Genomic DNA, 21310 nt, shown 5'->3' on the forward strand with positions numbered 1-21310 from the left:
TGCGAACCGGCCTCGGTTGCGATTTCGGCGCGACGCGCCAAATTTACTAGGGTAGCGAAGCGATTGCCCCGGGAGGCAGCAAAGAGTCATGTCGGGGGAACGAAAGAGCCCTGTAGCCCGCGAGGAAGGCGGAAAGATCAAGGAGGCGAGCACGCGCTCCGAGATCGACACGTTCCTGAAGCAGGCGCGTACGCTGACGCCCGCCAACACCGGCGGCGCGCGCGGTCGTCTGATCTTCGCCCTGGACGCCACCATGAGCCGGCAGCCGACCTGGGACTCCGCCTGCCAGCTTCAGGCGGAGATGTTCAACGAGACGGCCCAGATCGGCGGCCTGGACGTGCAGCTTCTCTATTTCCGTGGCTTCAACGAGTGCCGCGCGAGCCGTTGGGTCAGCGATCCCAAGGCGCTCGCCGACCTGATGACGCGGATCGATTGCCGCGGTGGCCACACCCAGATCCGCAAGGCGCTGGCGCACGTGCGCAACGAGTCCCGCAAGAAGTCCGTCCAGGCGCTCGTCTACATCGGTGACTGCATGGAGGAATCCATCGACGACCTGTGCGCCGTCGCCGGCGAGATCGGCATGACCGGCACCCGCGCCTTCATGTTCCATGAAGGCCGCGATGCGATCGCCGAGAAGGCGTTCCGCGAGATCGCACGGTTGACCAACGGCGCCTATTGCCGGTTCGACGCCGGATCGGCACAGCACCTGCGCGAGCTGCTGGCGGCGGTCGCCGTCTATGCGGCCGGCGGCCGGGCGGCCCTGGTCGATTATGGCCGGAAGGGCGGCGGTCAGGCCCGTTTGCTCCTCGAACAGATGCGCTGAGGCGAGCCGGGTATGGGGCCGTTTCTCCTAGGTCTGATCGGACTGATCCTGCTGGTGATCGCTGCGAATGCCTTCACCAAGGCCAACCCGGCGACGCTCGCGGCAGGTCTGCGCAAGGGCGTGGCCGGGGCCTTGCTGCTCGCCGCGGTCGGCCTCGCGCTGCTGGGCCGCTGGCAGCTTGCCGCGCCGCTGGCGATTGTCGGGTTCTCGCTGTTCGGGTTCGGCGGGAATCCGTTCGCTGGGCTCGGGTCGCGCGCGAACCGGTCGGCCGGCCAGACCTCGACCGTGCGGTCTCCCTGGCTGGAGATGACCCTCGATCACGACAGCGGACGCATGGAGGGCACAGTGCTGCGCGGGCAGTACGCGGGAAGCCCGCTTGAATCGCTTGAGGTCGATACGCTGCTGGACATGCTGTCCGAGCTCGACGACGCGGAGAGCCGGCAGCTACTCGAAGCGTATCTGGACCGCCGGGCGCCCGGTTGGAGTGAAGACGGAGAGACTGACGCGGCAGCGGGGGCGGGCGGACCGCGAAGTACCGGGCCAATGACGGCGGAGGAGGCCTATAAGGTGCTGGGCATTGAGCCTGGGGCCGGCGAGGCCGAGATCCGGCGAGCGCACAAGGAGCTCATGATGAAGCTCCATCCCGACCGGGGCGGTTCGACCTACCTTGCCGCGAAGATCAACGAGGCCAAGGAGTTTCTGCTTGGCAAACATCGCCGCCGCTCCTGACCCGGTCAATTGCGCGCCGGGAAGCAGCCGAACGACCGCTGCTTGAGCTGGGAGCAGGCGCCTTCAGCGCTCAGTCTGTCGAATCCGGCGAAGCGGGCGCGCCACAGGGTCTCGCCGTTCTTCTCGATTGTCTCCGTGAAGGCCTTCGCCGACGCCAGCGCCGTGGGGGCCGTGGACTTGGCCCTCTGCAGCGTGTCTAGCGCCAGCTGACGGTCGTTGAAGGCGCCGATCTGGATCACCCAGCCGCCCGCGGTGGCCATCGAGACGGTCGCCAGTTCCGGAACGTCCGAGCTCGTGTCGCCCTGGTCGACTTCGGTGGCCGGCTGTTCCTGGATCGGCTGCTCGATCAGCGCGACCATCGCGTTGCTGTCCAGCGGCATCGGCTTGCCGGCCATGCCGGCCGTCACCAGCGTTCCGGGAACCGTGGTAGAGGGCACCAGCATTCGGGGCGCAGGCACGGCCTGCATCGCGGTCGCCGACACCGGAAGCGAGGCTTGGTCGGGCCGGGTGCGCGGCAGCGGCGCGTTGGCGAACATGATCGCGCCACCCTTCGAGGCAATACGGATGTTCTTTTCGAGGATGTCGCGCATGTGGGCATCGCGGCTGGACCCGGTACGGCCGCCCATGACGACGCCAATGATGTGGCGGCCGTCACGGCGCATCGAAGAGACCAGGTTGAATCCGGAGGCGCGGATATAGCCGGTCTTCATGCCGTCGACGCCCTTCACACGGCCGAGCAGCTTGTTGTGGTTGCCATAGGTGCGTCCCTTCCACGTGAAGGAGCGCGTCTGGAAATAGCTGTAGTACTGCGGAAAGCGCCGCTGGGTCTGGATCGCCAGCGTCGCCATGTCGCGCGCCGTCGTATACTGCCCGGAATCCGGCAGGCCGTGCGGATTGCGGAAGTTGGACTTGCGCATCCCCATGGCGTGGGCGGTGCGCGTCATGCGGAGGGCGAAGGCGGCAACCGAGCCGCCGAGGTTTTCCGCCACCACGACCGCGACGTCGTTGGCCGACTTGGTCACCAGGGCGCGGATCGCCTGGTCCACGGTGATCGTCTCGCCGGGGCGAACGCCGATTTTCGACGGCGCCTGGTTCGCGGCGTTCTGGGAAACCTTGAGCGGGGTATCGAAGCGAATGCGACCGGCTTCGACATCCTCGAGCATCAGGTAGATCGTCATGATCTTGGTGAGCGACGCGGGATAGCGCCGGTCATCGGCGTAGCGCGAGAAAAGCACGTGACCGTTGGCGGCGTCGATGACGAATGCCGCGTAGCGTTCTTCCGCGCCGGCCGGCTGCGCGGACAGCAGACTGGTCGCGACCGTCGCCGCGCCGATACCCGCCGCTACGCCGATGCCCAATGTGAACAACTTGATTGTCGTCCGGATACGCCGGAGTACGCCGATCATCGATCGATCTCCATTCCGCTGAGCCGGTACCTCTACGCGAGGCCTGCTGCCACGCGACGCTGACGTCCGGTTCGTGTCGGCCGCCGCGTATGACGGACGCCTTTTGCGGAATCCCCACACCCACGCAATCGACCCGTTTACACCGTGCGAATGCAGCAATTCTGCGGCCGTCCCTGCTTTTGATGCCTGTTACGGTCGCTAAGCTATAAACGATCCAGTTAGGAAACCGTAAAGCAAGTTGGACCAAGACGGGTGCCGCTACGGCGTCCGGGGTTTCCGGATTTGTGCAGTGCAAAAAAATATTGACAAATATGCTGCGCTGCATATATCGTGATTGCAATGCACAAAGGCCGGATGCGTCCGGCCGGGAAGTCTTATCCCAGTTCTAGGAGACCCGCCCATGATCAACGGTTTTGATGACATTCAGAAAATCGGCAAGGACAACATGGACTATGCGATGAAGAGCTTCGGCTCCTTCTCCAAGGGCATGCAGTCGCTCGCCGTCGAGATGGCCGACTACTCGAAGAAGTCCTTCGAGGACAGCGCGGCCACCATGGAGAAGCTGATGGCCGCGAAGTCCATCGACAAGGCCATGGAAATCCAGACCGACTACGTGAAGTCGAGCTATGAGGGCTTCGTCGCCCAGGCCACGAAAGTCGGCGAGCTTTATGCCGATCTGGCCAAAGACGCCTACAAGCCCTTCGAGGGCATGGTCGCCAAGGTGTCCAAGTAAGGCGTTTTCGACGCAAACCACTGCGTATTTAGTCAGCGCGTAGGGCCCGGCCGTTTGGTCGGGCCTTTTGCTTTTGTGCTCCCCTCTGGAAACGGAGGCCGCTCCTTCCTAACTTAACCATCCAGCGTCTAGCCTGTCGCACCGGCTGCTTTTACAATGGGATTCGAAGGCACCTATCGCGATTTCCCGGATCGAGGGGATGCTGACAGTTACGGGAGAGCGCACGGGAATGAAGGGTATCACGCCATCTCTGGCCGAACGGCACTGGCCCCTCTACATGGCCAAGCGCGGCGGGGAGACGGATGACGAAAGCGGTACCGGCACCGCCACCAAGACGCGGCCGAAGACCAAGAGGCCGAGCCTGTACCGGGTGCTGCTTCTGAACGACGACTACACGCCGATGGAGTTCGTCGTCCACGTTTTGGAGCGGTTCTTTCACAAGGGCCCGGAAGAGGCGACCACCATCATGCTGCACGTGCACCACAACGGCGTGGGCGAATGCGGCGTCTATACGTATGAAGTGGCGGAGACCAAAGTGACGCAAGTCATGGACTTTGCCCGAAAGCATCAGCATCCTTTGCAGTGCGTCATGGAGAAGAAGTAGGATCGCATCGTGCCATCGTTCTCGAGAAGTCTAGAGCAGGCCTTGCATCGCGCGCTCGCTATCGCCAACGAGCGGCGCCACGAATACGCGACGCTTGAGCATTTGCTGCTGGCGCTGGTCGACGACCAGGACGCAGCGGCCGTAATGCGGGCCTGCAACGTCGATATCGACGCGCTGCGGCAGAGCCTCGTCGACTACATCGACAACGAGCTCGACAACCTGATCAGCGAGAGCGGCGAGGATTCCAAACCGACCGCCGGCTTCCAGCGCGTCATCCAGCGCGCCGTCATCCACGTGCAGTCCTCCGGCCGCGAGGAGGTGACCGGCGCCAACGTGCTGGTCGCGATCTTCGCCGAGCGCGAGAGCCACGCCGCCTTCTTCCTGCAGGAGCAGGACATGACCCGCTACGACGCGGTCAACTACATCAGCCACGGCATCGCCAAGCGGCCGGGCTTCTCCGAGACGCGCACCGTGCGCGGCGCCGAGGACGAGGCCGGTGAGGGCGAGGACGGCGACAAGAAGAAGTCCGACGCGCTCGAGGCCTATTGCGTCAACCTGAACCAGAAGGCCAAGGAAGGCCGCATCGATCCGCTGATCGGCCGCGAGGCCGAGCTGCAGCGCACGATCCAGGTCCTGTGCCGGCGCCAGAAGAACAACCCGCTGTTCGTCGGTGATCCCGGCGTCGGCAAGACGGCGATCGCCGAGGGCCTCGCCCGCCACATCGTCAACGGCGAGGTGCCGGAGGTTCTGAAGAAGGCGACGATCTTCCAGCTCGACATGGGCACGCTGCTCGCCGGCACCCGCTATCGCGGCGACTTCGAGGAGCGGCTGAAGGCGGTGGTCAAGGAGATCGAGAAGTATCCCGGCGCCATCATGTTCATCGACGAGATCCACACGGTGATCGGCGCCGGCGCCACGTCCGGCGGCGCGATGGACGCCTCGAACTTGCTCAAGCCGGCGCTGCAGAGCGGCCAGCTGCGCTGCATCGGCTCGACCACCTACAAGGAGTACCGCCAGTACTTCGAGAAGGACCGCGCCCTGGTGCGCCGGTTCCAGAAGATCGACGTCACCGAGCCGACGGTTCCCGACGCCATCAAGATCCTCAAGGGCCTCAAGCCCTATTTCGAGGACTTCCACAACGTCAAATACACCAACGACGCCATCAAGTCGGCAGTCGAGCTGTCGGCGCGCTACATCCACGACCGCAAGCTGCCCGACAAGGCGATCGACGTCATCGACGAGACCGGCGCCTCGCAGATGTTGCTGCCCGAATCCAAGCGTCGTCGCACGATCGGCTTGAAGGAGGTCGAGGCGACGGTCGCCACCATGGCCCGGATTCCGCCGAAGACCGTGTCGAAGTCGGATTCCGAGGTGCTCGCCCATATCGACGGGAACCTGAAGCGCACCGTGTTCGGCCAGAACAAGGCGATCGAGGCGCTGTCGGCTGCGATCAAGCTCGCCCGCGCGGGCCTGCGCGAGCCCGAGAAGCCGATCGGCAGCTACCTGTTCTCCGGCCCCACCGGCGTCGGCAAGACCGAGGTCGCCAAGCAGCTCGCGCAGTTGCTCGGCGTGGAGCTGCTGCGCTTCGACATGTCGGAGTACATGGAGCGGCACACGGTCTCCCGCCTGATCGGCGCGCCGCCCGGCTATGTCGGCTTCGACCAGGGCGGTCTGTTGACCGACGGCGTCGACCAGCATCCCCATTGCGTGCTGCTGCTCGACGAGATCGAGAAGGCGCATCCGGACCTGTTCAACATCCTTCTGCAGGTGATGGACCACGGCAAGCTGACCGATCACAACGGCAAGCACGTCGATTTCAGGAACGTCATCCTGATCATGACGACCAATGCCGGCGCCGCCGACATGGCCAAGGCGCCGATCGGATTCGGCCGCACCAAGCGCGAAGGCGACGACGAGGAAGCGATCAACCGCATGTTCGCGCCGGAATTCCGCAACCGGCTCGACGCGATCATCCCGTTCGACAACCTGCCGCCGGAAGTGGTGGCGATGGTGGTCGACAAGTTCGTCCTGCAGCTGGAGGCCCAGCTCGCCGACCGCAACATCACGATCGAGATGAGCCCGGAGGCGAACAAGTGGGTCGCCGATCGCGGTTACGATCCGCAGATGGGCGCCCGGCCGCTCGCGCGCATCATCCAGGAATACATCAAGAAGCCGCTCGCCGAAGAGGTGCTGTTCGGCAAGCTGAAGAACGGCGGCACGGTGAAGGTGATCGTCGAGACGCCCAAGGACGCCGAGCCGCGCCTTGGCTTCGAGTATATCGAGCCGGAGCCGCGTCCGAGCCCGCCGAAGAAGGCGCGCAAGAAGACCACGAAGGCCAAGAAGCCCGGTCCGTCCGGAAAGAAGACCGGCGGCGGTTCGGGTGGCGAGGGATCGGGCACGGGAAAGCGCGGCGGCCCCGTCGTGCCGAAGATCCCGCTGGCCAGCCAGTAGCCGCCGGACGGCCATGACCGGACATCAGTGGTGAGCGTGGCGCCGAACGGGTCGCGCGCGGCATTTCGAATGGGGGCGGGCAGGGCGATCGGGGTTCCCGGTATCGTCCTGTTCGCGTCGTTCTTCGGCTTCGGCGCCTTCGCCCGCGCCGCCGGCCTCGATGTCTTCCAGGCGACGATCATCACCGCCACCGTTTTCGCCCTGCCCGGGCAGGTCGTTCTCGTCGACCAGATCGCCACGGGCGCGAGCCTCGCCGCCGCGACCGTCGCCGTAACCCTGACGGCCGTGCGGCTTCTGCCGATGACGGTCGCGATCCTGCCCGTTCTCCGCCAGCCCGGTCAGTCCGCCTGGAAACAGATCCCGCTGTCGCACTTCGTGGCGGTGACGGTCTGGATCGAGTCGATGCGTCGGCTACCGGAGGTCGAGCGCCACCTCCGCATACCCTATTACCTCGGCATCGTCGCGTCGCTCTGGCCGATCTGTATCGTCGCGACCGTACTGGGATACGAGATCGCCGGAGGTGTGCCTGCGGCCATCGCTGCCGCGCTGCTGTTGCTGACGCCGTTCTATTTCCTGCTGTCGATGATGACGGCGGCGCGCGAACGGATCGACTGGCTCGCCATCGTCGCCGGCTTCTGCCTGGGCCCGGTGTTCTACCGCTACATGCCGGGACTGGACCTACTGTGGACCGGGCTGGTCGGCGGCACCGGGGCCTTCGTGCTCACGCGGGGATGGAGGCAATGACCGGGGCGCCAGCAACCGGGGCGCCAGCAACCGGGGCGCCAAGATGAGCGGGTTCTCGGGCGGCTGGTGGCCGTATGTCTTCATCGCCGTGGCCGGATTCGCGGCCACCGATTTCTGGCGTCTCCTCGGCGTCGGCATGGCCGCGCGGATCGACGAGACGAGCCTTGTCCTGCGCTGGGTTAAAGCGGTGGCGACGGCCCTGATCGCGGGCCTCGTCGCGCGGCTGATCGTCTTTCCCGTCGGCGATCTCGCCGCAACCAGCCTCGTCGCCCGGTTCGGCGCGGTCGCGGTCGGCGTGATTGTCTTCGCCCTGTTCAGGCGCAACATGCTGGTCGGCATACTGGCCGGCGAGGCGGCGCTGCTGGCGCTGGTCTGGCTCGGGGCAGGGTAGGGTCCGGCAACGAACGGAAACGGGCGTCCGTCCCTCGTCAGGGTGCGTGACGCCACTATATGGCGTCTTTATCGAACATCGCGAATACAACGGAGCATATTCATGAGCATCAAGCCGCTTTTCACCGCGACGGCGAGCGCCACCGGCGGCCGCAACGGCCATTCGGAGGCCACCGACGGATCGGTATCGGTCGATCTTTCCGTGCCGAAGGAGATGGGCGGTCCCGGCAACCCGGACACGACGACGCCGGAGCACCTGTTCGCCGCGGGATACGCGGCCTGCTTCGGCGGAGCGCTCGACTTCATCGCGTCCCAGCACAAGAAGGACGCCAAGGGCGCCGTCGTCACCTGCTCCGTCACGATCGGTCCGCGCGATGCGGGCGGCTTCGGCCTGATGGTGAAGCTGCACGTCAAGGACGACAGCCTGCCGAAGGACGAACTGCTGGCGCTCGCCAACGAGGCGCACGAGAAGATCTGCCCCTATTCGCACGCCACGCGCGGAAACGTGCCGGTCGAGATCGAGGTGGACGGCGCCTGACGAACGCACGAGGGCACCAAGGAAGCCCTCTGGTCTTGCGATTGCCCGTTGGCCCCGGATCACAATCCGGGGCCAACGGGGTGCGGCTCAGTCCGCCAGCGCCGCGGCGACGATCTTAGCCGTTTCCGCCAGCTCGTCCTTGTCGGCCATTGTCGTGCCGTGCGGCTTCAGGCTTTCGCCTTCCCAGCGCGGGATGATATGGATGTGCAGGTGAAACACCGTCTGCCCCGCGCCGGCGCCGTTGAACTGCTGGATCATGAAACCGTCGGCCCCGAGCGCGTCCGTGATCTTCGGCGCAAGCGTCTGCACGACACTCATCAGGTTGGCGAGGTCGTCATGGCCGATGTCGGTGAGGTCGGTCGCCCTCACCTTGGGGATGACCAGCGTGTGGCCGCGGGACCGCGGCATGATGTCGAGGAAGGCGAAGCTGCGGTCGTCCTCGTAAACCTTGAAGCTCGGAATCTCGCCACGGAGTATCTTGGCGAAGATGTTGTCGTCGTCATAGGCGGCCATGGCGGTCTTCCTTCCTGTGGGCTCGCCGTTACAAGCCAGAGCCGCCGGGGCAGGTCAAGGCCGACCGCAGGACGCCGCGGCTGCCACCTTACGCCACCGATACCAACGCGACCGGATGCGACGGCTCGTCGGTCTCGGGATAGGCCGCGACCACCCGGTTGCGGCCGGTTCTCTTGGCCTGGTAGAGCGCCGCGTCGGCGGATTCGACAAAGTCCTCGCTCGGCAAGGAGGCCGGTCGCCGGCAGGCGCAGCCGATGCTGACGGTGACGCTGACGGGCTCGGCGGCCCCGCAATCGAAGAGTTGGCGCTCGACGGCGCGACGCAGCCGGTCCGCCGTTGCCCAGGCTTCGCACTCGTCGGTGTCGGGCAGGATGACGGCGAACTCCTCGCCGCCATATCGCGCGACCACATCGCCCGGGCGGATGGTGTTTTCCATCAACTCCACCACGCCCCGCAGGATCCGGTCTCCGGTCTGGTGGCCGTGCGTGTCGTTGACCCGTTTGAAGAAATCGATGTCGACCATCAGCAGCGACAGCGGCCGTTCGTGCCGGTCGGCACTCGCGCAGTCCGCCGACAGGCGCTCGGTGAAGGCGGCGCGGTTCAGCGCGCCGGTGAGGCCGTCGCGGGTCGAGCGGTGCTCGAGTTCCCGGTATAGCCGTTGCAGCGAGGCGGCGGCGACGTTGAACGCGCGGCCGAGCTGACCGAGCTCGTCGGCCTTGTTGTGCAGCCGGACGCGATGGGCGAAGTCGCGCTTGCCCAGCCGGCGCGCGCCTTCCTGCAGGCTTTCGATCGGATGGAGGATGGATCGGCAGACATAGAGGCTGGTGAGGATCAGGATCAGATAGCCGGCCAGGATCGCCGACATCATGACATAGCCCGCCCAACTGGAAACGGCCTGACCGTTGCTGAGGTGCCGCTCTATCTCGCTGACCGTCCGGCTATAGAATTCCGAGGTCGCGGCGTAGGCGCTTTCGAGGCCTGTGGTCGTGTTGTGGAACGCCGCGGAGAACGCGGGCGTCTCCGGATTGCGTGCAAAGAGCCCGCTGGCCGCCTGACGCGCGCTTTGCCAGGCGTCGTAGGCCGAGACCATCAGATGGACGTCGATGTCGTCCTGATGTTCTTCGAAGTTCGTCAGATGGCCGACGAACATCAGAAAGTTCGATTCGATCGCGCCGGCGGCCAGCTCGAATTCCGTCGCCAACGCGGGGCTCTGATCCTTTTCGTAGAGCCTTACCAGCCGCTCGGCCTCCAGCAGCGAAACGGCGATATTGTGGGACGGGGTGATGTCCGTCCGTACCTCGTGCACCGTGTGTTCGAATGTCGACAGAAGCGCGTATTGCGATGCCTTCCAGACCGCCGCGGTGAGGGTAATGCCGAGGAGCGCGCAGGCCAGCGCGAAGACGAACCGAACGCGGATCGACCTGCGAAACGTACGCGTGATGGCGGTCCAGGTCGGCAGTGCGCGGCGCGATCCCGGGCGATCGCCGGAAGCAGGTTGGATTCTCCCGGCGTCCTCGTTTTCTGGGTATGAAATGGACATGAGCCCCCTTGCCGCGCGTCGTAGTCGATTTCTTGTTGTGTCGACCGGCTAACCTAGGGGCAATAGGTCGCAATCCGGTTAATCGGCGGGTGCGGTTTGGACACACCCGAACTGGGCGTACTGTGTAGAGGGGCGTGCCGGGAACCGGATCGGGACCTCGTGTCTGCGGAGACGGGCGCCGCGGGCGGCGGATACCATCCGCCGCCCGCCGCTTCGCTTGTCGTGTCAGCGCCGGCCCCTGGCCTGTCCCGCCTTGGTTGCGGCGGGCACCTCGACCAGCTTGCCGGTCCTGACGTCGTAGATGTAGCCGTGGATCGGGATGCGCCCCGGCACCAGCGGATGGCTTCGGATGCGCCTGACGTCCTCGACGACGCTTTCGGCGAGGTCCGAGATCGTCAGCCAGTCGATATACTTTCCTTCGGACGAGCCGCGACCCTTTCCGGTGTCGTGCCAGCCGTTCTCGTCAACCGTCGCCGTCTCCAGGCTCTTGCCGAGGAGGCCGCGCATGACGTCGTCGGTGAAGGTCTCCATGCCGCAGTCGGTGTGGTGGATGACGAACCACTCGCGCGTACCCAGCAGCTTGTAAGAGATCACCAGCGAACGGATGGCGTCGTCGCTGGCCCGGCCGCCGGCATTGCGGATGACATGGGCGTCGCCTTCCGCCAGGCCCGCGTATTTCGCCGGATCGAGCCGCGCGTCCATGCATGTCAGGATCGCGAAGGCGCGTGCGGGCGGCATCGGCAGGTGGCCCTTGTCGAAGCCCTTGCATCCGGGAATGCCCGCAAAAGTGTCGCCCCCGGCAATGCGGCGGTCAAGAAGCGGGCTTGAGGATGTCCGGAAAATCGGGTTTTCCTGCGCCGTGGTTGGACGCCTCCGGAACCGTTTTCTGGAAACACATTCTCAAATTATGATATGAACATATGAGGGGCGGGGGCACGGGGCCGACAAGAGCCCGGGCATGGTAGGAGACACGCGGCGATGGACGAGATTTCCGTCAGGATTCTGGTGGCGGCGGCGGGCTTCGGTGCCGGCATCATCTTCGGTGCGACGGCCCAGCGAACCAACTTCTGTACGATGGGTTCGCTGTCCGACATCGTCTACATGGGCAGCTACACCCGCTTCCGGGCGTGGCTTCTCGCGATCGCGATCGCGATCCTCACGAGCCAGGCGATGGACGCCGCCGGAATGGTCGAGCTCGACGGCTCGATCTATCTGACCGCCAATTTCGGCTGGCTGACCTCGATCGTCGGCGGCCTGCTGTTCGGTTTCGGCATGGTGCTGGCCGGCGGCTGCGGCAACAAGGTTCTGGTCCGCGTCGGCGGCGGCAACCTGAAATCGGTCGTCGCCGTGCTGTTCCTCGGCATCTTCGCCTACATGACCCTTCGCGGCCTGATCGGCCTGGCCCGGCTCGAGCTGGAACGCTCCAATGTCGACCTGACGCAGTACGGCCACGAGACCCAGGGCATCCCGGACCTCCTCGCCAACACGCTGGCCGTGGACGCCGGCACGATCCGCTGGGTGGTGGCGCTCGTGGTGGCGCTCGGCTTCCTGTGGTTCTGCTTCAAGGATCGGGATTTCCGGTCCTCGCCGCGCGACATCGCCGCCGGCGTCATCATCGGCCTGCTGATTCCGACCGGCTGGTGGATCACCGGCGTGCTCGGCTACGACGACTTCGAGCCGACGCAGCTCGCCTCCTTCACCTTCGTCGCGCCGATCGGCGAGAGCATGCAGTACCTGATGACCTTCACCGGCGCGACGATCAATTTCGGCATCGCCACGGTCGGCGGCGTCATCGTCGGCTCGTTCCTGGCGTCGATCCTGTCGCGCGAGTTCCAGGTGGAATCCTTCACCGACGCGGCCGACACCATGCGGCACATGCTCGGCGGCGCGATGATGGGCGTCGGCGGCGTGCTGGCGCTGGGCTGCACCATCGGCCAGGGACTGACCGGGCTGTCGACATTGGCGCTCGGCTCGTTCATCGCCTGGCTGTCGATCATCGCCGGCGGCGTTCTCGCGCTGAAGTACCTGGAGGAAGGCTCGATGAGCGGCGCCGTCAAGGCGCTGATCGTGCGCTCCTGACGTCTACGGCGCCGGATTAGCCGGCGGTCCAGTCGATGGACTAGTCGATGGCGATTTCCCTGAGTGCCGCGCGCATCGGATCGGGCAGGGGCATAGGCCGGCGCGTGGCGCTGTCGACATAGACGTGGACGAAGCCGCCCTGCGCCGCCGCGATCCCGGCGTCTTTGTCGAAAATGCCGATCCCGTAGGTGACGCTCGATGAGCCGATGCGGTCGACCCTCAGGCCGCCTTCGATCGGCTCGGGAAACGCGAGCGGCGCGAAATAGTGGCAGTGCGAGTTGACGACGAGGCCGATCATCGCGCCGCCGAGCGGGTCGACGAGGCCGTTGTCGATCAGGAAGCGGTTCACCACCGTGTCGAACAGCGCGTAATAGACCACGTTGTTGAGATGGCCGTACTGGTCGTTGTCCATCCAGCGCGTGGTGATCGGCTGGAACAGGCGATAGCGGTCGCGGCTCTCGGGCGTCGCCCTCGTCATTGGCTGTCCTTCCGGAACGGGGCGTGGTCTCTCAGCAGCCTGGCCTCCGCGTCGACATAGTGCCGTTCGCGTTCGAGATAGTCGGCGATCGCGTCGCGCAGGCCCGCATCGGCGATGTAGTGGGCGGAATAGGTGGTGACCGGCAGATAGCCGCGCGACAGCTTGTGCTCGCCCTGGGCGCCGGCCTCCACGAAGGCCATGCGATTGTCGATCGCGTGCTCGATCGCCTGGTAATAGCAGACCTCGAAATGCAGGAACGGATGGTCCTCGACGCAGCCCCAGTGGCGGCCGTAGAGCGTCGTGTCGCCGGCGAAGTTGAGCGCGCCCGCGATCCAGCGTCCCGCGCGCTTCGCCATGATGAGGACGATGCGCTCGGCCATCGACGCGCCGATCTCCGAGAAGAACGCTCGGTTCAGGTAGGGCCGTCCCCACTTGCGCCCGCCGGTATCCATGTAGAACGCGAAGAACGCGTCCCAATGGTCTTCCGTGATGTCGGAGCCGGACAGGCGAACGACGTCGATGCCCTCGGCGAGGGCCTCGCGCCGTTCGCGGCGGATCGCCTTGCGCTTGCGCGACGACAGGGCGGCGAGAAAAGCGTCGAAATCCGCGTAGCCCTCGTTCGCCCAGTGGAACTGCCGGTCGGTGCGTTGCAGCGCGCCGACCGCCCCGAGCAGGTCCCACTCGTGTTTCGGCAGGAACGTCCAGTGGACCGACGACGCCTTGTGCCGTTTGCACAGTTCGACCGCGGCCGCGATCAGCGCGTTGCGGTTGCGGTCCGCGTCGGGACCCGGCCGCGCCATCAGCCGCGGCCCCGTTACCGGCGTGAACGGCACGGAGATCTGGAGCTTCGGATAATAGTGGCCGCCGGCCCGCTCGTAGGCGTCGGCCCAGCCGTGATCGAATACGTACTCGCCATGGGAATGGTTCTTCAGATAGCAGGGCATCGCCGCCGCGATGACGCCGCCGTCCGTCCGGTGATCCTCCACCACGAGATGCTGCGGCAGCCAACCGGTCCTCGCCGAGACCGTTCCAGAGGCTTCTAGGGAATTAAGAAAAGTATGTGAAACAAATGGGTTGTATGTTTCTTCTGCAGTGATGTCTGAGAGACTTCTTGGTGCGGCGTCGGGCTGCGTCCGGGGATTGGCGCAGGCATCCCAGTCCGCGGCGGGAATATCGCCCAGCCGGTCCACGACGCGGACCGAAATGGTCCCGCCGCCGGATTCGGACGATTTCGAACGCGCCATCGCTCAAGTCCCCGCCACGAGATGTTTCAGGCCCGAAACCCCTCGAAGGTGATCTGATCGGCCCAGGTATCGCTGCACCGTCGCTGTTTTTCGGACCGGACCGTCCAGGTAATCAGCGGCAGGCCGAAGACCCAGCGCAACGCCAGCGGCGCCACCGCCGGCAGGTCGTCCACACAGTACGAAACGAAATGCGGTTTGGTTCGCCAGCCATGGAGAAGATGGCGCAGCCTGAACACGTCCCACCACGTCATTCCTTCGGGTTTGTCCTGCCGGAAGGATTCGGCGACGATCCCGCGCGGCAAGGCCGGAGCGATACGGCGAAACGCATCGACGGTTCCGGGATCGAACGACATCACCGCGACGCGACCCTTGTAGCCCGTCAGGACTTCGGCGATCCGGGCACAGAATTCGGGCATTCCCGTGAAGTCGGTCTTCACCTCGACGATCACCGGCACCCGGTCGCCGACCACCCCGAGAAAGTCGTTGAGCGTCGGGATGCGATCGTCTGTCCCTTTGAAGGGGACGCCGGCCAGCTCTTTGGCCGTCAGCGCGGAAACGGGCCCGGAGCCCGTCGTCAGCCGGTCGAGCGTGTCGTCGTGGAAGACGACCGGGACCAGGTCCCGGTCGGGCTGGACGTCGAGCTCGATGGTATAGCCGGCCTCCATCGCCGCCCGTGCCGCCGAAAGCGTGTTTTCGATGACGCCGTTCTCGGCGTCATGCAGTCCGCGATGGGCGATGGGGCGGGCGGTGAGCCAGTCGAGGCCGGCCATGTGATCCCTTACGCGACCTCGAAGATGCCCTCGACCTCGACGGCGACGCCGAGCGGCAGTGCGGAGGAACCGACGGCGGCGCGGGCATGCTTGCCCTTGTCGCCGAGTGCCTCGGCGATCAGGTCGGACGCGCCGTTGACGACCTTGGGCTGGTCATGGAAGTCCGGCGTGCAGTTGACGAAGCCATTGAGTTTCACGCAGCGCGTCACCTTCTCCAGGTCGCCGGTCGCCATCTTCATCACCGCGAGCAGGTTGATGGCGCACAGCCGCGCCGCCGCCATGCCCTGTTCGATGGTGTAGTCGGCGCCGAGCTTTGCTACATGCTCGATCCCGTTCGGTCCCATCGGCACCTGGCCGGAGCAGTAGACGAGGTTGCCGGTCTTCACGAACGGCACGTAGTTGGCGGCAGGCGCCGGCGGCGTGGGCAGGGTAATGCCCATGGCAGCCAGGCGGGATTCGACGGTATCGGACATGCGAAGTTCTCCTCGGGTGTCGGCGCAGTGCCACCGTTGATCCCCGATTTCGCTGCGTCATGCAAGACGCGGCCCGGCGCGCCCTTGTAAAAACATCTTGTGATGCGAGATTGTCGAAACATCGGAACTCTGAGGGGATTCGCCTAATGCTCATGCCGCGCCTCGGCCGGTTCGCTTTCGCCGCAGCACTGGTGCTGGTCGCGACGCCGCTCCAGGCCGGCGTGCCGACCATCGCCCCGCACCGGGCCGTCTACGACCTCGAGATCGATCGCACGCAGGGCGGGGGCGGTTCTTCGGACATCGAGGGGCGGCTGGTCCTGGAGACCATGGGATCGGCCTGCGAGGGGTTCACGGTGACCACGCGTTTCGTCACCCGCATCACCGGCACGCGGCGCAGCCTCGTCAACGACCTGCGTTCGACCACCTGGGAGGCCGGCGACGGCTCCAGCTACCGTTTCGTGACCAAGAACTATCTCGATCAGGACCTGGCCGACGAGACCGACGGAATCGCGACGCGCGAGGATGGAACGATCACGGTCGACCTGAGCGTCCCCGAGGACACGGAGTTCTCGCTCGACTCCGAAATCCTGTTCCCGACCCAGCACGTGATGCGCATTCTCCAGGCAGCGGAGTCGGGCGAGAAGATCGTCGTCGCCGACATCTATGACGGCTCCGATACGGGCCGCAAGGTTTACTCGACGACCACCGTGATCGGCGCGCGCCGGGAGCCCGGCGGAGACGAGGGCCAGATCGGCGACGATGTGCTTGGAGATCTGGCGAGCTGGTCGGTGTCGGTCGGCTATTTCGACAACGACGCGGAAAACAAGGACCTGCCGTCCTACGAGTTCAGCTACGATCTGTTCTCCAACGGAGTCAGCCGCAAGATCGTGCTCGACTATGGCGACTTCACTCTGGTCGGCGACCTGTCCGCGATCGAGTTCCTCGACGCCGAGCCCTGCGAGCAGTAGGGCGGGGCTTCCCCGGATATTCCGAAACTACTTCGACCGATCTCGCGGGGCGTCCCCCGAAAACGCGATCCCGCGCTTCACGGCGTCGCGGCCGAATTTGTCGCGCACCGCGTCGACGGCGCGTTCCGCCGCGGCGCGGCGGGCCGGTCCCGTATCGATCAGGTCGGTGAGGGCGTCGGCGTCCTCTGGCCCGAACTCCGATACGCCGATGCCGATCAGCCGGAACGCCGTGCCGTCGGCGGCGTCGGCGAGAAGCCGCTGGCCGCTTTCGAAGATGCGGTCGGCGAGCTGGGTTGGCGAGGACAGCGTGTGCGAGCGGGTCAGCGTTCGGAACCCGGCGGTCTTCAGCTTCAGCGTCACCGTGCGCCCGCTCAACTGCGCCGTCTTGAGCCGGCGTGAGACCGTTTCGCTCAGGTCCCACAGGATCGTCCTCAGGCGCGCCGGGTCGGAAATGTCGTCCTCGAACGTCGTTTCGGAGCTGACGCTCTTGGCCGGCCGGTCGGGCGAGACGCGACGGTCGTCTTCGCCGCGCGCCAGCTGCGCGAGCCGCAGCCCCGTCGCGCCGTAGCGTCGCGCCATATCCGTTTCCGGGATGCGCTGCAGGTCGCCGATCCTGGTGATGCCGTCCCTGGCCAGCTTCGTCTGCATGGCCGCGCCGACGCCGAAGATCAGTCCGACCGGCTTGTCGCGCAGGAAGTCCAGCGTCTCGGCCTTGCCGATGACCGAGAAGCCGCGCGGTTTCTTCAGGTCGGAGGCGATCTTGGCGAGGAACTTGTTGTGGCTGAGGCCGACCGAGATGGTGATGCCGATCTCGCTCTCGACGCGGCGGGCGAAGCGGACCAGCGTGCTCGCCGGCGCCATGCGGTGGGCGGCCTGTGTGCCGGTCATGTCGAGGAAGGCCTCGTCGATCGACAGCGGCTCGACCAGCGGCGTCAGCTCCAGCATCAGCGCGCGCACCTGGCGGCCGACGGCGGAATACTTCTCCATGTTCGGCTTGATGACGACGGCGTTCGGGCAGAGCTTCAGCGCCTTGAACATCGGCATCGCCGAGCGCACGCCGTCGATGCGGGCGATATAGCAGGCGGTCGACACGACGCCGCGCTTGCCGCCGCCGATGATCAGCGGCCTGTCGGCGAGGCTGGGGTCGTCGCGCTTCTCGATCGCCGCATAGAAGGCATCGCAGTCCACATGGGCGACGGACAGGTCGAACAGCTCGGCGTGGCGCACGAGCCGGGGCCCGCCGCAGGACGGGCAGCGCGCCGCCCCGTCGGGCGGGCGCGTCGAACAATCGAGGCAGAGAGTGGGCAGTCCCGACATGGCCGTGCCTGGCGAGCGACGAGATCGGCCCGACTATAGCGCGTCGGGCCGTTCCCGGCATCCATCTCAGCGCGAGGCGTCTTCCCCCGTCCACAGCCGTGCGGCGCCGCGCACGCCGCTGGCATCGCCGTGCGCCGGCGGCCGGATGTCGATCTTCGGCGTGTCGGCGAAGACGTAGGGCGCCATCGCCGGGGGCACCCGTGCGTAGAGATGGGGAAGCTGAGACAGCCCGCCGCCGAACACGATGACCTCCGGGTCGATGATGTTGGTGATCATCGCCAGCGCCCGGGCGAGCCGCGAGACGTGGCGCTCGAGCGCCGCCTCGCAGGCCGGGTCGGCGGCGGCGCGGGCGGCGATCTCGGGGCCGGACAGGATGTGGTCCGTCGCCTGCGCGAAGTCCCGCTCCAGCCCGCTTCCCGACAGCCAGGTCTCCAGGCATCCCAGCCGGCCGCACCAGCAGCGCGGGCCTGGATGTTCCTCGGCGGTGGACCAGGGGAGGGGCGTGTGGCCCCATTCGCCGCCGCAGCGGTTCGGCCCCTCGACGATCCGCCCGCCGACGACGACGCCGCCGCCGCAGCCGGTGCCCATGATGACGCCGAACACGCTGTCCGCGCCCGCCGCGGCGCCGTCGGTGGCTTCGGACAGGGCGAAGCAGTTGGCGTCGTTGGAAAAGCGCGCCGGCCTGCCGAGCGCGGCCTGCACGTCCTCGGCGAACGGCGTATCGTTGAGCCACACCGAATTGGAATTCTGGACGCGGCCGGTCACCGGCGAGATAGAACCGGGCATGCCGATGCCGACCGTGCCGGTGCCCCCGGCCTGCGTCTCCAGTTCGCCGATCGCGTCCACCACCGCCGCGACCGTCGCGCCGTAGTCGTCGCGCGGTGCCGGACCGCGCGTCTCGGCGACGACGACATCGGCGTTATCGAAGACGATCCCGGCGATCTTGGTGCCGCCGAGGTCTATTCCGATGCGCAGGTGGGGGCTGGAGCTGTCCATTTGGGCCAAATCCGCGGTTTCAGAACGCTTTGTCCGGATTGCCGAGGGCCATCCGGGCCGCCGGCACGGAACGGGCCGAAATGCCGGAATCCTCGGAGAACATCAGCAGCAGCGGCTCGTCGGCCAGCAGATAGTCGAGAACGGCGGCCAGAAAGCCCGGTTCGCGGGCGACGTCGCGCAGCCGGTCCGGTCCGATGCCGGCATTCGCCAGAAAGCCCGAGATGCGATCGGGATCCCGGGCCAGGAAAGAGAGGACTTCGATCGCCACGGCCTGCGCCGCTTCGCGGCTGTTCATGTTGGTCATGTCTAGTATCTGGTTTGCTTTTGCGTAAGGAATCCCCGGTAAGGTTACAGCGGATCACGGCAACGCATAAACCCGCCACCGACCCGGTGCGGCAGATCCGTGTACGCACCGGCGCCGCCGCGCGCCGGCCCATTGGGGACGTCGGAACATTGGCCAAGAAAATCCTGATCGTCGAAGACAACGAGCTCAACATGAAGCTCTTCAACGATCTGCTCGTGGCCAACGGCTACGAGACCATACAGACGCGCCACGGCACCGAGGCCATGAATCTCGCCCGCGAGCATCGTCCTGACCTCATCCTGATGGACATTCAGCTGCCGGAAGTGTCCGGGCTCGACGTCACCCGCTGGATCAAGGAGGACGACGAGCTGCACACCATACCGGTGATCGCGGTCACCGCCTTCGCGATGAAGGGCGACGAGGAGCGCATCCGCAAGGGCGGCTGCGAGGCCTACATCTCCAAGCCGATCTCGGTGGCCAAGTTCATCGAGACCGTGAAGCACTATCTGGGCGACGGCGACGAGGCCGGCTGATGACCGCGCGTGTCCTCGTCGTCGACGACACCCCCGCGAACGTCAAGCTTCTCCAGGTCCGCCTGACCGCCGAATATTTCGAGGTCGTCAGCGCCACCAACGGCTATCAGGCGCTGGAGCTCGCCGAGCGTTCGGCCTGCGACATCATCCTGCTCGACGTGATGATGCCCGGGATGGACGGCTTCGAGACCTGTCGCCGGCTGAAGGCCAATCCGGCGACCCATCACATTCCCGTCGTCATGATCACCGCGCTCGACAGTCCCGAGGACCGGGTGCAGGGGCTCAAGGCCGGCGCCGACGACTTCCTGACGAAGCCGGTCAGCGACATCGCCGTTGCTACCCGTGTACGCAGCCTTAGCCGCCTGAAGCTGATGACCGACGAGCTGCGCCTGCGCGCCGCCAGCGGCCGCCACATGGGCATCGACGACCCGCTGGCCGCCGCGATCCAGGTCTCCGGCGAGAACGGACGCATCCTGATCGTCGACGACCGCACGGAGGCGGCCGACCGGACCCGCGCCATTCTGGAGGGGCATCATCGCGCCGAGATCGAAACGAGGCCGCAGGAGGCGCTGTTCCGCGCGGCCGAGGGCCAGTACGACTGCGTCATGATCAGCCTGGCGCTGAACGGCTTCGATCCACTCAGGCTGTGCTCGCAGTTGCGTTCCCTCGACCGCACCCGCGACCTGCCGTTGCTGCTGGTCGCGGAGAGCGACGACACGGCGCGCGTGCTGCGCGGCCTCGACATGGGCGTCAACGACTACGTTCTGCGACCGATCGATCACGACGAACTGATAGCCCGTGCCGCGACGCAGGTACGGCGCAGGCGCTACACGGAGAAACTGCGCGACAACGTGCAGCTCTCCGTGACCATGGCTGTAACCGACCCGCTGACCGGTCTGCACAATCGCAGGTACATGGAAGCGCATCTTCGGACGCTGGTCGGGCAGGGCGTCGAAAACGGGCGCGCGCTGTCCGTGCTGGTCCTCGACATAGACTACTTCAAGTCGATCAATGACGATCTCGGTCACGACGCCGGCGACGAGGTTCTGAGGCAGTTCGCCGCGCGCCTGCGAAGCTGCACCCGCGGCGTCGACCTTGCCTGCCGGTATGGCGGCGAGGAGTTCGTCGTGGTCATGCCGGAGACCGAGGTCCCGGTCGCGCTCCGGGTCGGCGAACGGATCCGTCAGGCAATCGGTCGGGAGCCGTTTGTCGTGGGTCCGGGCCGGCAGACGATCGATATGACGGTGAGTATTGGCGTCGCGGTTCTGGAGCACCCGGACGATACGCCCGAACGCCTGCTGAAGCGCGCGGACCATGCCCTCTACGCGGCCAAGAGAGAGGGAAGAAATCGTGTCGCGGCGGAAGCCGCATAAGGTGGCTAATGAAAAATATTTCGATCCGCTCGACAAAAACGCGGTCGGATCTTTACCTTAATAGCCTAATACGCCGCAATTATCGAAAATTAGATTGATTCTTTCGTCTGGCGGGCTACCCTCACGGCGAAGTTAGAACTGTCCGTTGGCAGGGGCGCAAATCGGAGGCCACACGGACAGCGACCGAATACCCTACGGAATGCTCAGGTCCGCCGCATCTCCTGGGTCCGTGGGGTTAGGCCGGTCGGAGTGCGGTTAGAGTGGCCTCCTCGTATGACCCGCCTCCGGCCGGCCACCAAACTTT

The 21310-nt window shown here is 65.8% G+C and carries 23 protein-coding genes; 12 read left to right on the forward strand and 11 right to left on the reverse strand.

What is annotated here, in order from left to right; genetic code table 11:
- Positions 1-88: 88 nt before the first annotated feature.
- The gene (locus tag ACSF9G_RS10445) at positions 89-823 is read left to right on the forward strand and encodes a vWA domain-containing protein (RefSeq protein ID WP_436641233.1); all 735 of its coding nucleotides are present in this window, start codon (positions 89-91) and stop codon (positions 821-823) included.
- Between the two features lie 12 nt (positions 824-835).
- Positions 836-1552 carry a DnaJ domain-containing protein gene (locus tag ACSF9G_RS10450; protein WP_436641235.1) on the forward strand — a complete coding sequence of 239 codons (717 nt, stop codon included), beginning with the start codon at positions 836-838 and terminating at the stop codon, positions 1550-1552.
- A gap of 5 nt (positions 1553-1557) precedes the next feature.
- Here ACSF9G_RS10450 and ACSF9G_RS10455 read toward each other — a convergent pair whose 3' ends face one another.
- Positions 1558-2958, reverse strand: a complete 1401-nt coding sequence (locus tag ACSF9G_RS10455) for a serine hydrolase (RefSeq protein WP_436641237.1) — start codon at positions 2956-2958, stop codon at positions 1558-1560.
- Positions 2959-3358: 400 nt separating this feature from the next.
- Here ACSF9G_RS10455 and ACSF9G_RS10460 point away from each other — a divergent pair, with 400 nt between their 5' ends.
- From ACSF9G_RS10460 to ACSF9G_RS10485, 6 genes are all read left to right on the forward strand, one after another.
- Positions 3359-3691: a phasin family protein gene (locus ACSF9G_RS10460; RefSeq protein ID WP_436641239.1), complete on the forward strand. Its 333-nt coding sequence runs from the start codon at positions 3359-3361 to the stop codon at positions 3689-3691.
- Between the two features lie 277 nt (positions 3692-3968).
- Positions 3969-4295: an ATP-dependent Clp protease adapter ClpS gene (gene clpS, locus ACSF9G_RS10465; protein WP_436642114.1), complete on the forward strand. Its 327-nt coding sequence runs from the start codon at positions 3969-3971 to the stop codon at positions 4293-4295.
- Between the two features lie 9 nt (positions 4296-4304).
- Positions 4305-6746: an ATP-dependent Clp protease ATP-binding subunit ClpA gene (gene clpA / locus ACSF9G_RS10470; protein ID WP_436641241.1), complete on the forward strand. Its 2442-nt coding sequence runs from the start codon at positions 4305-4307 to the stop codon at positions 6744-6746.
- A gap of 30 nt (positions 6747-6776) precedes the next feature.
- Positions 6777-7490: an AzlC family ABC transporter permease gene (locus ACSF9G_RS10475; protein WP_436641243.1), complete on the forward strand. Its 714-nt coding sequence runs from the start codon at positions 6777-6779 to the stop codon at positions 7488-7490.
- A gap of 43 nt (positions 7491-7533) precedes the next feature.
- Positions 7534-7881 carry an AzlD domain-containing protein gene (locus tag ACSF9G_RS10480; protein WP_436641245.1) on the forward strand — a complete coding sequence of 116 codons (348 nt, stop codon included), beginning with the start codon at positions 7534-7536 and terminating at the stop codon, positions 7879-7881.
- 102 nt (positions 7882-7983) lie between these two features.
- Complete coding sequence (locus ACSF9G_RS10485) at positions 7984-8418, forward strand: organic hydroperoxide resistance protein (protein WP_436641247.1); 435 nt, start codon at positions 7984-7986, stop codon at positions 8416-8418.
- Between the two features lie 87 nt (positions 8419-8505).
- On the opposite strand, the gene ACSF9G_RS10490 is transcribed toward ACSF9G_RS10485, so the two are convergent.
- The 3 genes from ACSF9G_RS10490 to ACSF9G_RS10500 all read right to left on the reverse strand — a co-directional run bounded on the left by ACSF9G_RS10490 (position 8506) and on the right by ACSF9G_RS10500 (position 11275).
- Positions 8506-8931 carry an HIT family protein gene (locus tag ACSF9G_RS10490; protein ID WP_436641249.1) on the reverse strand — a complete coding sequence of 142 codons (426 nt, stop codon included), beginning with the start codon at positions 8929-8931 and terminating at the stop codon, positions 8506-8508.
- 88 nt (positions 8932-9019) lie between these two features.
- Entirely contained in the window at positions 9020-10471 is a 1452-nt protein-coding gene (locus tag ACSF9G_RS10495) for a sensor domain-containing diguanylate cyclase (RefSeq protein WP_436641251.1), read from the reverse strand.
- A gap of 225 nt (positions 10472-10696) precedes the next feature.
- Positions 10697-11275, reverse strand: a complete 579-nt coding sequence (locus ACSF9G_RS10500) for a beta-class carbonic anhydrase (RefSeq protein WP_436642116.1) — start codon at positions 11273-11275, stop codon at positions 10697-10699.
- Between the two features lie 174 nt (positions 11276-11449).
- Here ACSF9G_RS10500 and ACSF9G_RS10505 point away from each other — a divergent pair, with 174 nt between their 5' ends.
- Positions 11450-12550, forward strand: coding sequence for a YeeE/YedE family protein (locus tag ACSF9G_RS10505; RefSeq protein ID WP_436641253.1), 1101 nt, complete (start codon positions 11450-11452; stop codon positions 12548-12550).
- A gap of 40 nt (positions 12551-12590) precedes the next feature.
- Here ACSF9G_RS10505 and ACSF9G_RS10510 read toward each other — a convergent pair whose 3' ends face one another.
- From ACSF9G_RS10510 to ACSF9G_RS10525, 4 genes are read right to left on the reverse strand one after another with little or no spacing between them, the layout of a single operon-like run.
- Positions 12591-13028 carry an acyl-CoA thioesterase gene (locus tag ACSF9G_RS10510; RefSeq protein ID WP_436641255.1) on the reverse strand — a complete coding sequence of 146 codons (438 nt, stop codon included), beginning with the start codon at positions 13026-13028 and terminating at the stop codon, positions 12591-12593.
- On the reverse strand, positions 13025-14272 hold the full coding sequence (locus ACSF9G_RS10515) for a GNAT family N-acetyltransferase (RefSeq protein ID WP_436641257.1): 1248 nt from the start codon (positions 14270-14272) through the stop codon (positions 13025-13027). Before ACSF9G_RS10515 ends, ACSF9G_RS10510 begins: the two co-directional genes overlap by 4 nt.
- Before the next feature lie 26 nt (positions 14273-14298).
- Entirely contained in the window at positions 14299-15042 is a 744-nt protein-coding gene (locus tag ACSF9G_RS10520) for a glycerophosphodiester phosphodiesterase (RefSeq protein ID WP_436641259.1), read from the reverse strand.
- An 8-nt stretch (positions 15043-15050) separates the two neighbouring features.
- Entirely contained in the window at positions 15051-15515 is a 465-nt protein-coding gene (locus ACSF9G_RS10525; RefSeq protein WP_436641261.1) for a RidA family protein, read from the reverse strand.
- Positions 15516-15661: 146 nt separating this feature from the next.
- Here ACSF9G_RS10525 and ACSF9G_RS10530 point away from each other — a divergent pair, with 146 nt between their 5' ends.
- Positions 15662-16483 carry a cell envelope integrity EipB family protein gene (locus ACSF9G_RS10530; protein WP_436641263.1) on the forward strand — a complete coding sequence of 274 codons (822 nt, stop codon included), beginning with the start codon at positions 15662-15664 and terminating at the stop codon, positions 16481-16483.
- A gap of 27 nt (positions 16484-16510) precedes the next feature.
- Here ACSF9G_RS10530 and ACSF9G_RS10535 read toward each other — a convergent pair whose 3' ends face one another.
- The 3 genes from ACSF9G_RS10535 to ACSF9G_RS10545 form a co-directional block, all read right to left on the reverse strand.
- Positions 16511-17800 (reverse strand): DNA polymerase IV, encoded by a 1290-nt coding sequence (locus ACSF9G_RS10535; protein ID WP_436641265.1) that lies wholly within the window; start codon positions 17798-17800, stop codon positions 16511-16513.
- A gap of 66 nt (positions 17801-17866) precedes the next feature.
- A complete protein-coding gene (locus tag ACSF9G_RS10540; protein WP_436641267.1) occupies positions 17867-18796 on the reverse strand; it encodes an ROK family protein in 930 nt (309 codons plus the stop codon).
- A 19-nt stretch (positions 18797-18815) separates the two neighbouring features.
- On the reverse strand, positions 18816-19100 hold the full coding sequence (locus ACSF9G_RS10545; protein WP_436641269.1) for a DUF3572 domain-containing protein: 285 nt from the start codon (positions 19098-19100) through the stop codon (positions 18816-18818).
- A 149-nt stretch (positions 19101-19249) separates the two neighbouring features.
- Here ACSF9G_RS10545 and ACSF9G_RS10550 point away from each other — a divergent pair, with 149 nt between their 5' ends.
- Both ACSF9G_RS10550 and ACSF9G_RS10555 read left to right on the forward strand, forming a co-directional pair.
- Positions 19250-19633 carry a response regulator gene (locus ACSF9G_RS10550; RefSeq protein WP_436641271.1) on the forward strand — a complete coding sequence of 128 codons (384 nt, stop codon included), beginning with the start codon at positions 19250-19252 and terminating at the stop codon, positions 19631-19633.
- On the forward strand, positions 19633-21006 hold the full coding sequence (locus ACSF9G_RS10555; RefSeq protein WP_436641273.1) for a PleD family two-component system response regulator: 1374 nt from the start codon (positions 19633-19635) through the stop codon (positions 21004-21006). Before ACSF9G_RS10550 ends, ACSF9G_RS10555 begins: the two co-directional genes overlap by 1 nt.
- Positions 21007-21310: the final 304 nt, after the last annotated feature.

It is taken from the genome of Microbaculum mangrovi (genome assembly GCF_051390635.1).
Classification (GTDB): Bacteria; Pseudomonadota; Alphaproteobacteria; order Rhizobiales; family Tepidamorphaceae; genus Microbaculum.

Bases quoted from the DNA above. Each gene is read 5' to 3' on its own strand.
- ACSF9G_RS10445 (WP_436641233.1), top strand. From the start codon at position 89: ATGTCGGGGGAACGAAAGAGCCCTGTAGCCCGCGAGGAAGGCGGAAAG.
- ACSF9G_RS10450 (WP_436641235.1), top strand. From the start codon at position 836: ATGGGGCCGTTTCTCCTAGGTCTGATCGGACTGATCCTGCTGGTGATC.
- ACSF9G_RS10455 (WP_436641237.1), bottom strand. From the start codon at position 2,958: ATGATCGGCGTACTCCGGCGTATCCGGACGACAATCAAGTTGTTCACA.
- ACSF9G_RS10460 (WP_436641239.1), top strand. From the start codon at position 3,359: ATGATCAACGGTTTTGATGACATTCAGAAAATCGGCAAGGACAACATG.
- clpS (WP_436642114.1), top strand. From the start codon at position 3,969: ATGGCCAAGCGCGGCGGGGAGACGGATGACGAAAGCGGTACCGGCACC.
- ACSF9G_RS10480 (WP_436641245.1), top strand. From the start codon at position 7,534: ATGAGCGGGTTCTCGGGCGGCTGGTGGCCGTATGTCTTCATCGCCGTG.
- ACSF9G_RS10485 (WP_436641247.1), top strand. From the start codon at position 7,984: ATGAGCATCAAGCCGCTTTTCACCGCGACGGCGAGCGCCACCGGCGGC.
- ACSF9G_RS10490 (WP_436641249.1), bottom strand. From the start codon at position 8,931: ATGGCCGCCTATGACGACGACAACATCTTCGCCAAGATACTCCGTGGC.
- ACSF9G_RS10495 (WP_436641251.1), bottom strand. From the start codon at position 10,471: ATGTCCATTTCATACCCAGAAAACGAGGACGCCGGGAGAATCCAACCT.
- ACSF9G_RS10505 (WP_436641253.1), top strand. From the start codon at position 11,450: ATGGACGAGATTTCCGTCAGGATTCTGGTGGCGGCGGCGGGCTTCGGT.
- ACSF9G_RS10510 (WP_436641255.1), bottom strand. From the start codon at position 13,028: ATGACGAGGGCGACGCCCGAGAGCCGCGACCGCTATCGCCTGTTCCAG.
- ACSF9G_RS10515 (WP_436641257.1), bottom strand. From the start codon at position 14,272: ATGGCGCGTTCGAAATCGTCCGAATCCGGCGGCGGGACCATTTCGGTC.
- ACSF9G_RS10520 (WP_436641259.1), bottom strand. From the start codon at position 15,042: ATGGCCGGCCTCGACTGGCTCACCGCCCGCCCCATCGCCCATCGCGGA.
- ACSF9G_RS10525 (WP_436641261.1), bottom strand. From the start codon at position 15,515: ATGTCCGATACCGTCGAATCCCGCCTGGCTGCCATGGGCATTACCCTG.
- ACSF9G_RS10530 (WP_436641263.1), top strand. From the start codon at position 15,662: ATGCTCATGCCGCGCCTCGGCCGGTTCGCTTTCGCCGCAGCACTGGTG.
- ACSF9G_RS10535 (WP_436641265.1), bottom strand. From the start codon at position 17,800: ATGTCGGGACTGCCCACTCTCTGCCTCGATTGTTCGACGCGCCCGCCC.
- ACSF9G_RS10540 (WP_436641267.1), bottom strand. From the start codon at position 18,796: ATGGACAGCTCCAGCCCCCACCTGCGCATCGGAATAGACCTCGGCGGC.
- ACSF9G_RS10545 (WP_436641269.1), bottom strand. From the start codon at position 19,100: ATGACCAACATGAACAGCCGCGAAGCGGCGCAGGCCGTGGCGATCGAA.
- ACSF9G_RS10555 (WP_436641273.1), top strand. From the start codon at position 19,633: ATGACCGCGCGTGTCCTCGTCGTCGACGACACCCCCGCGAACGTCAAG.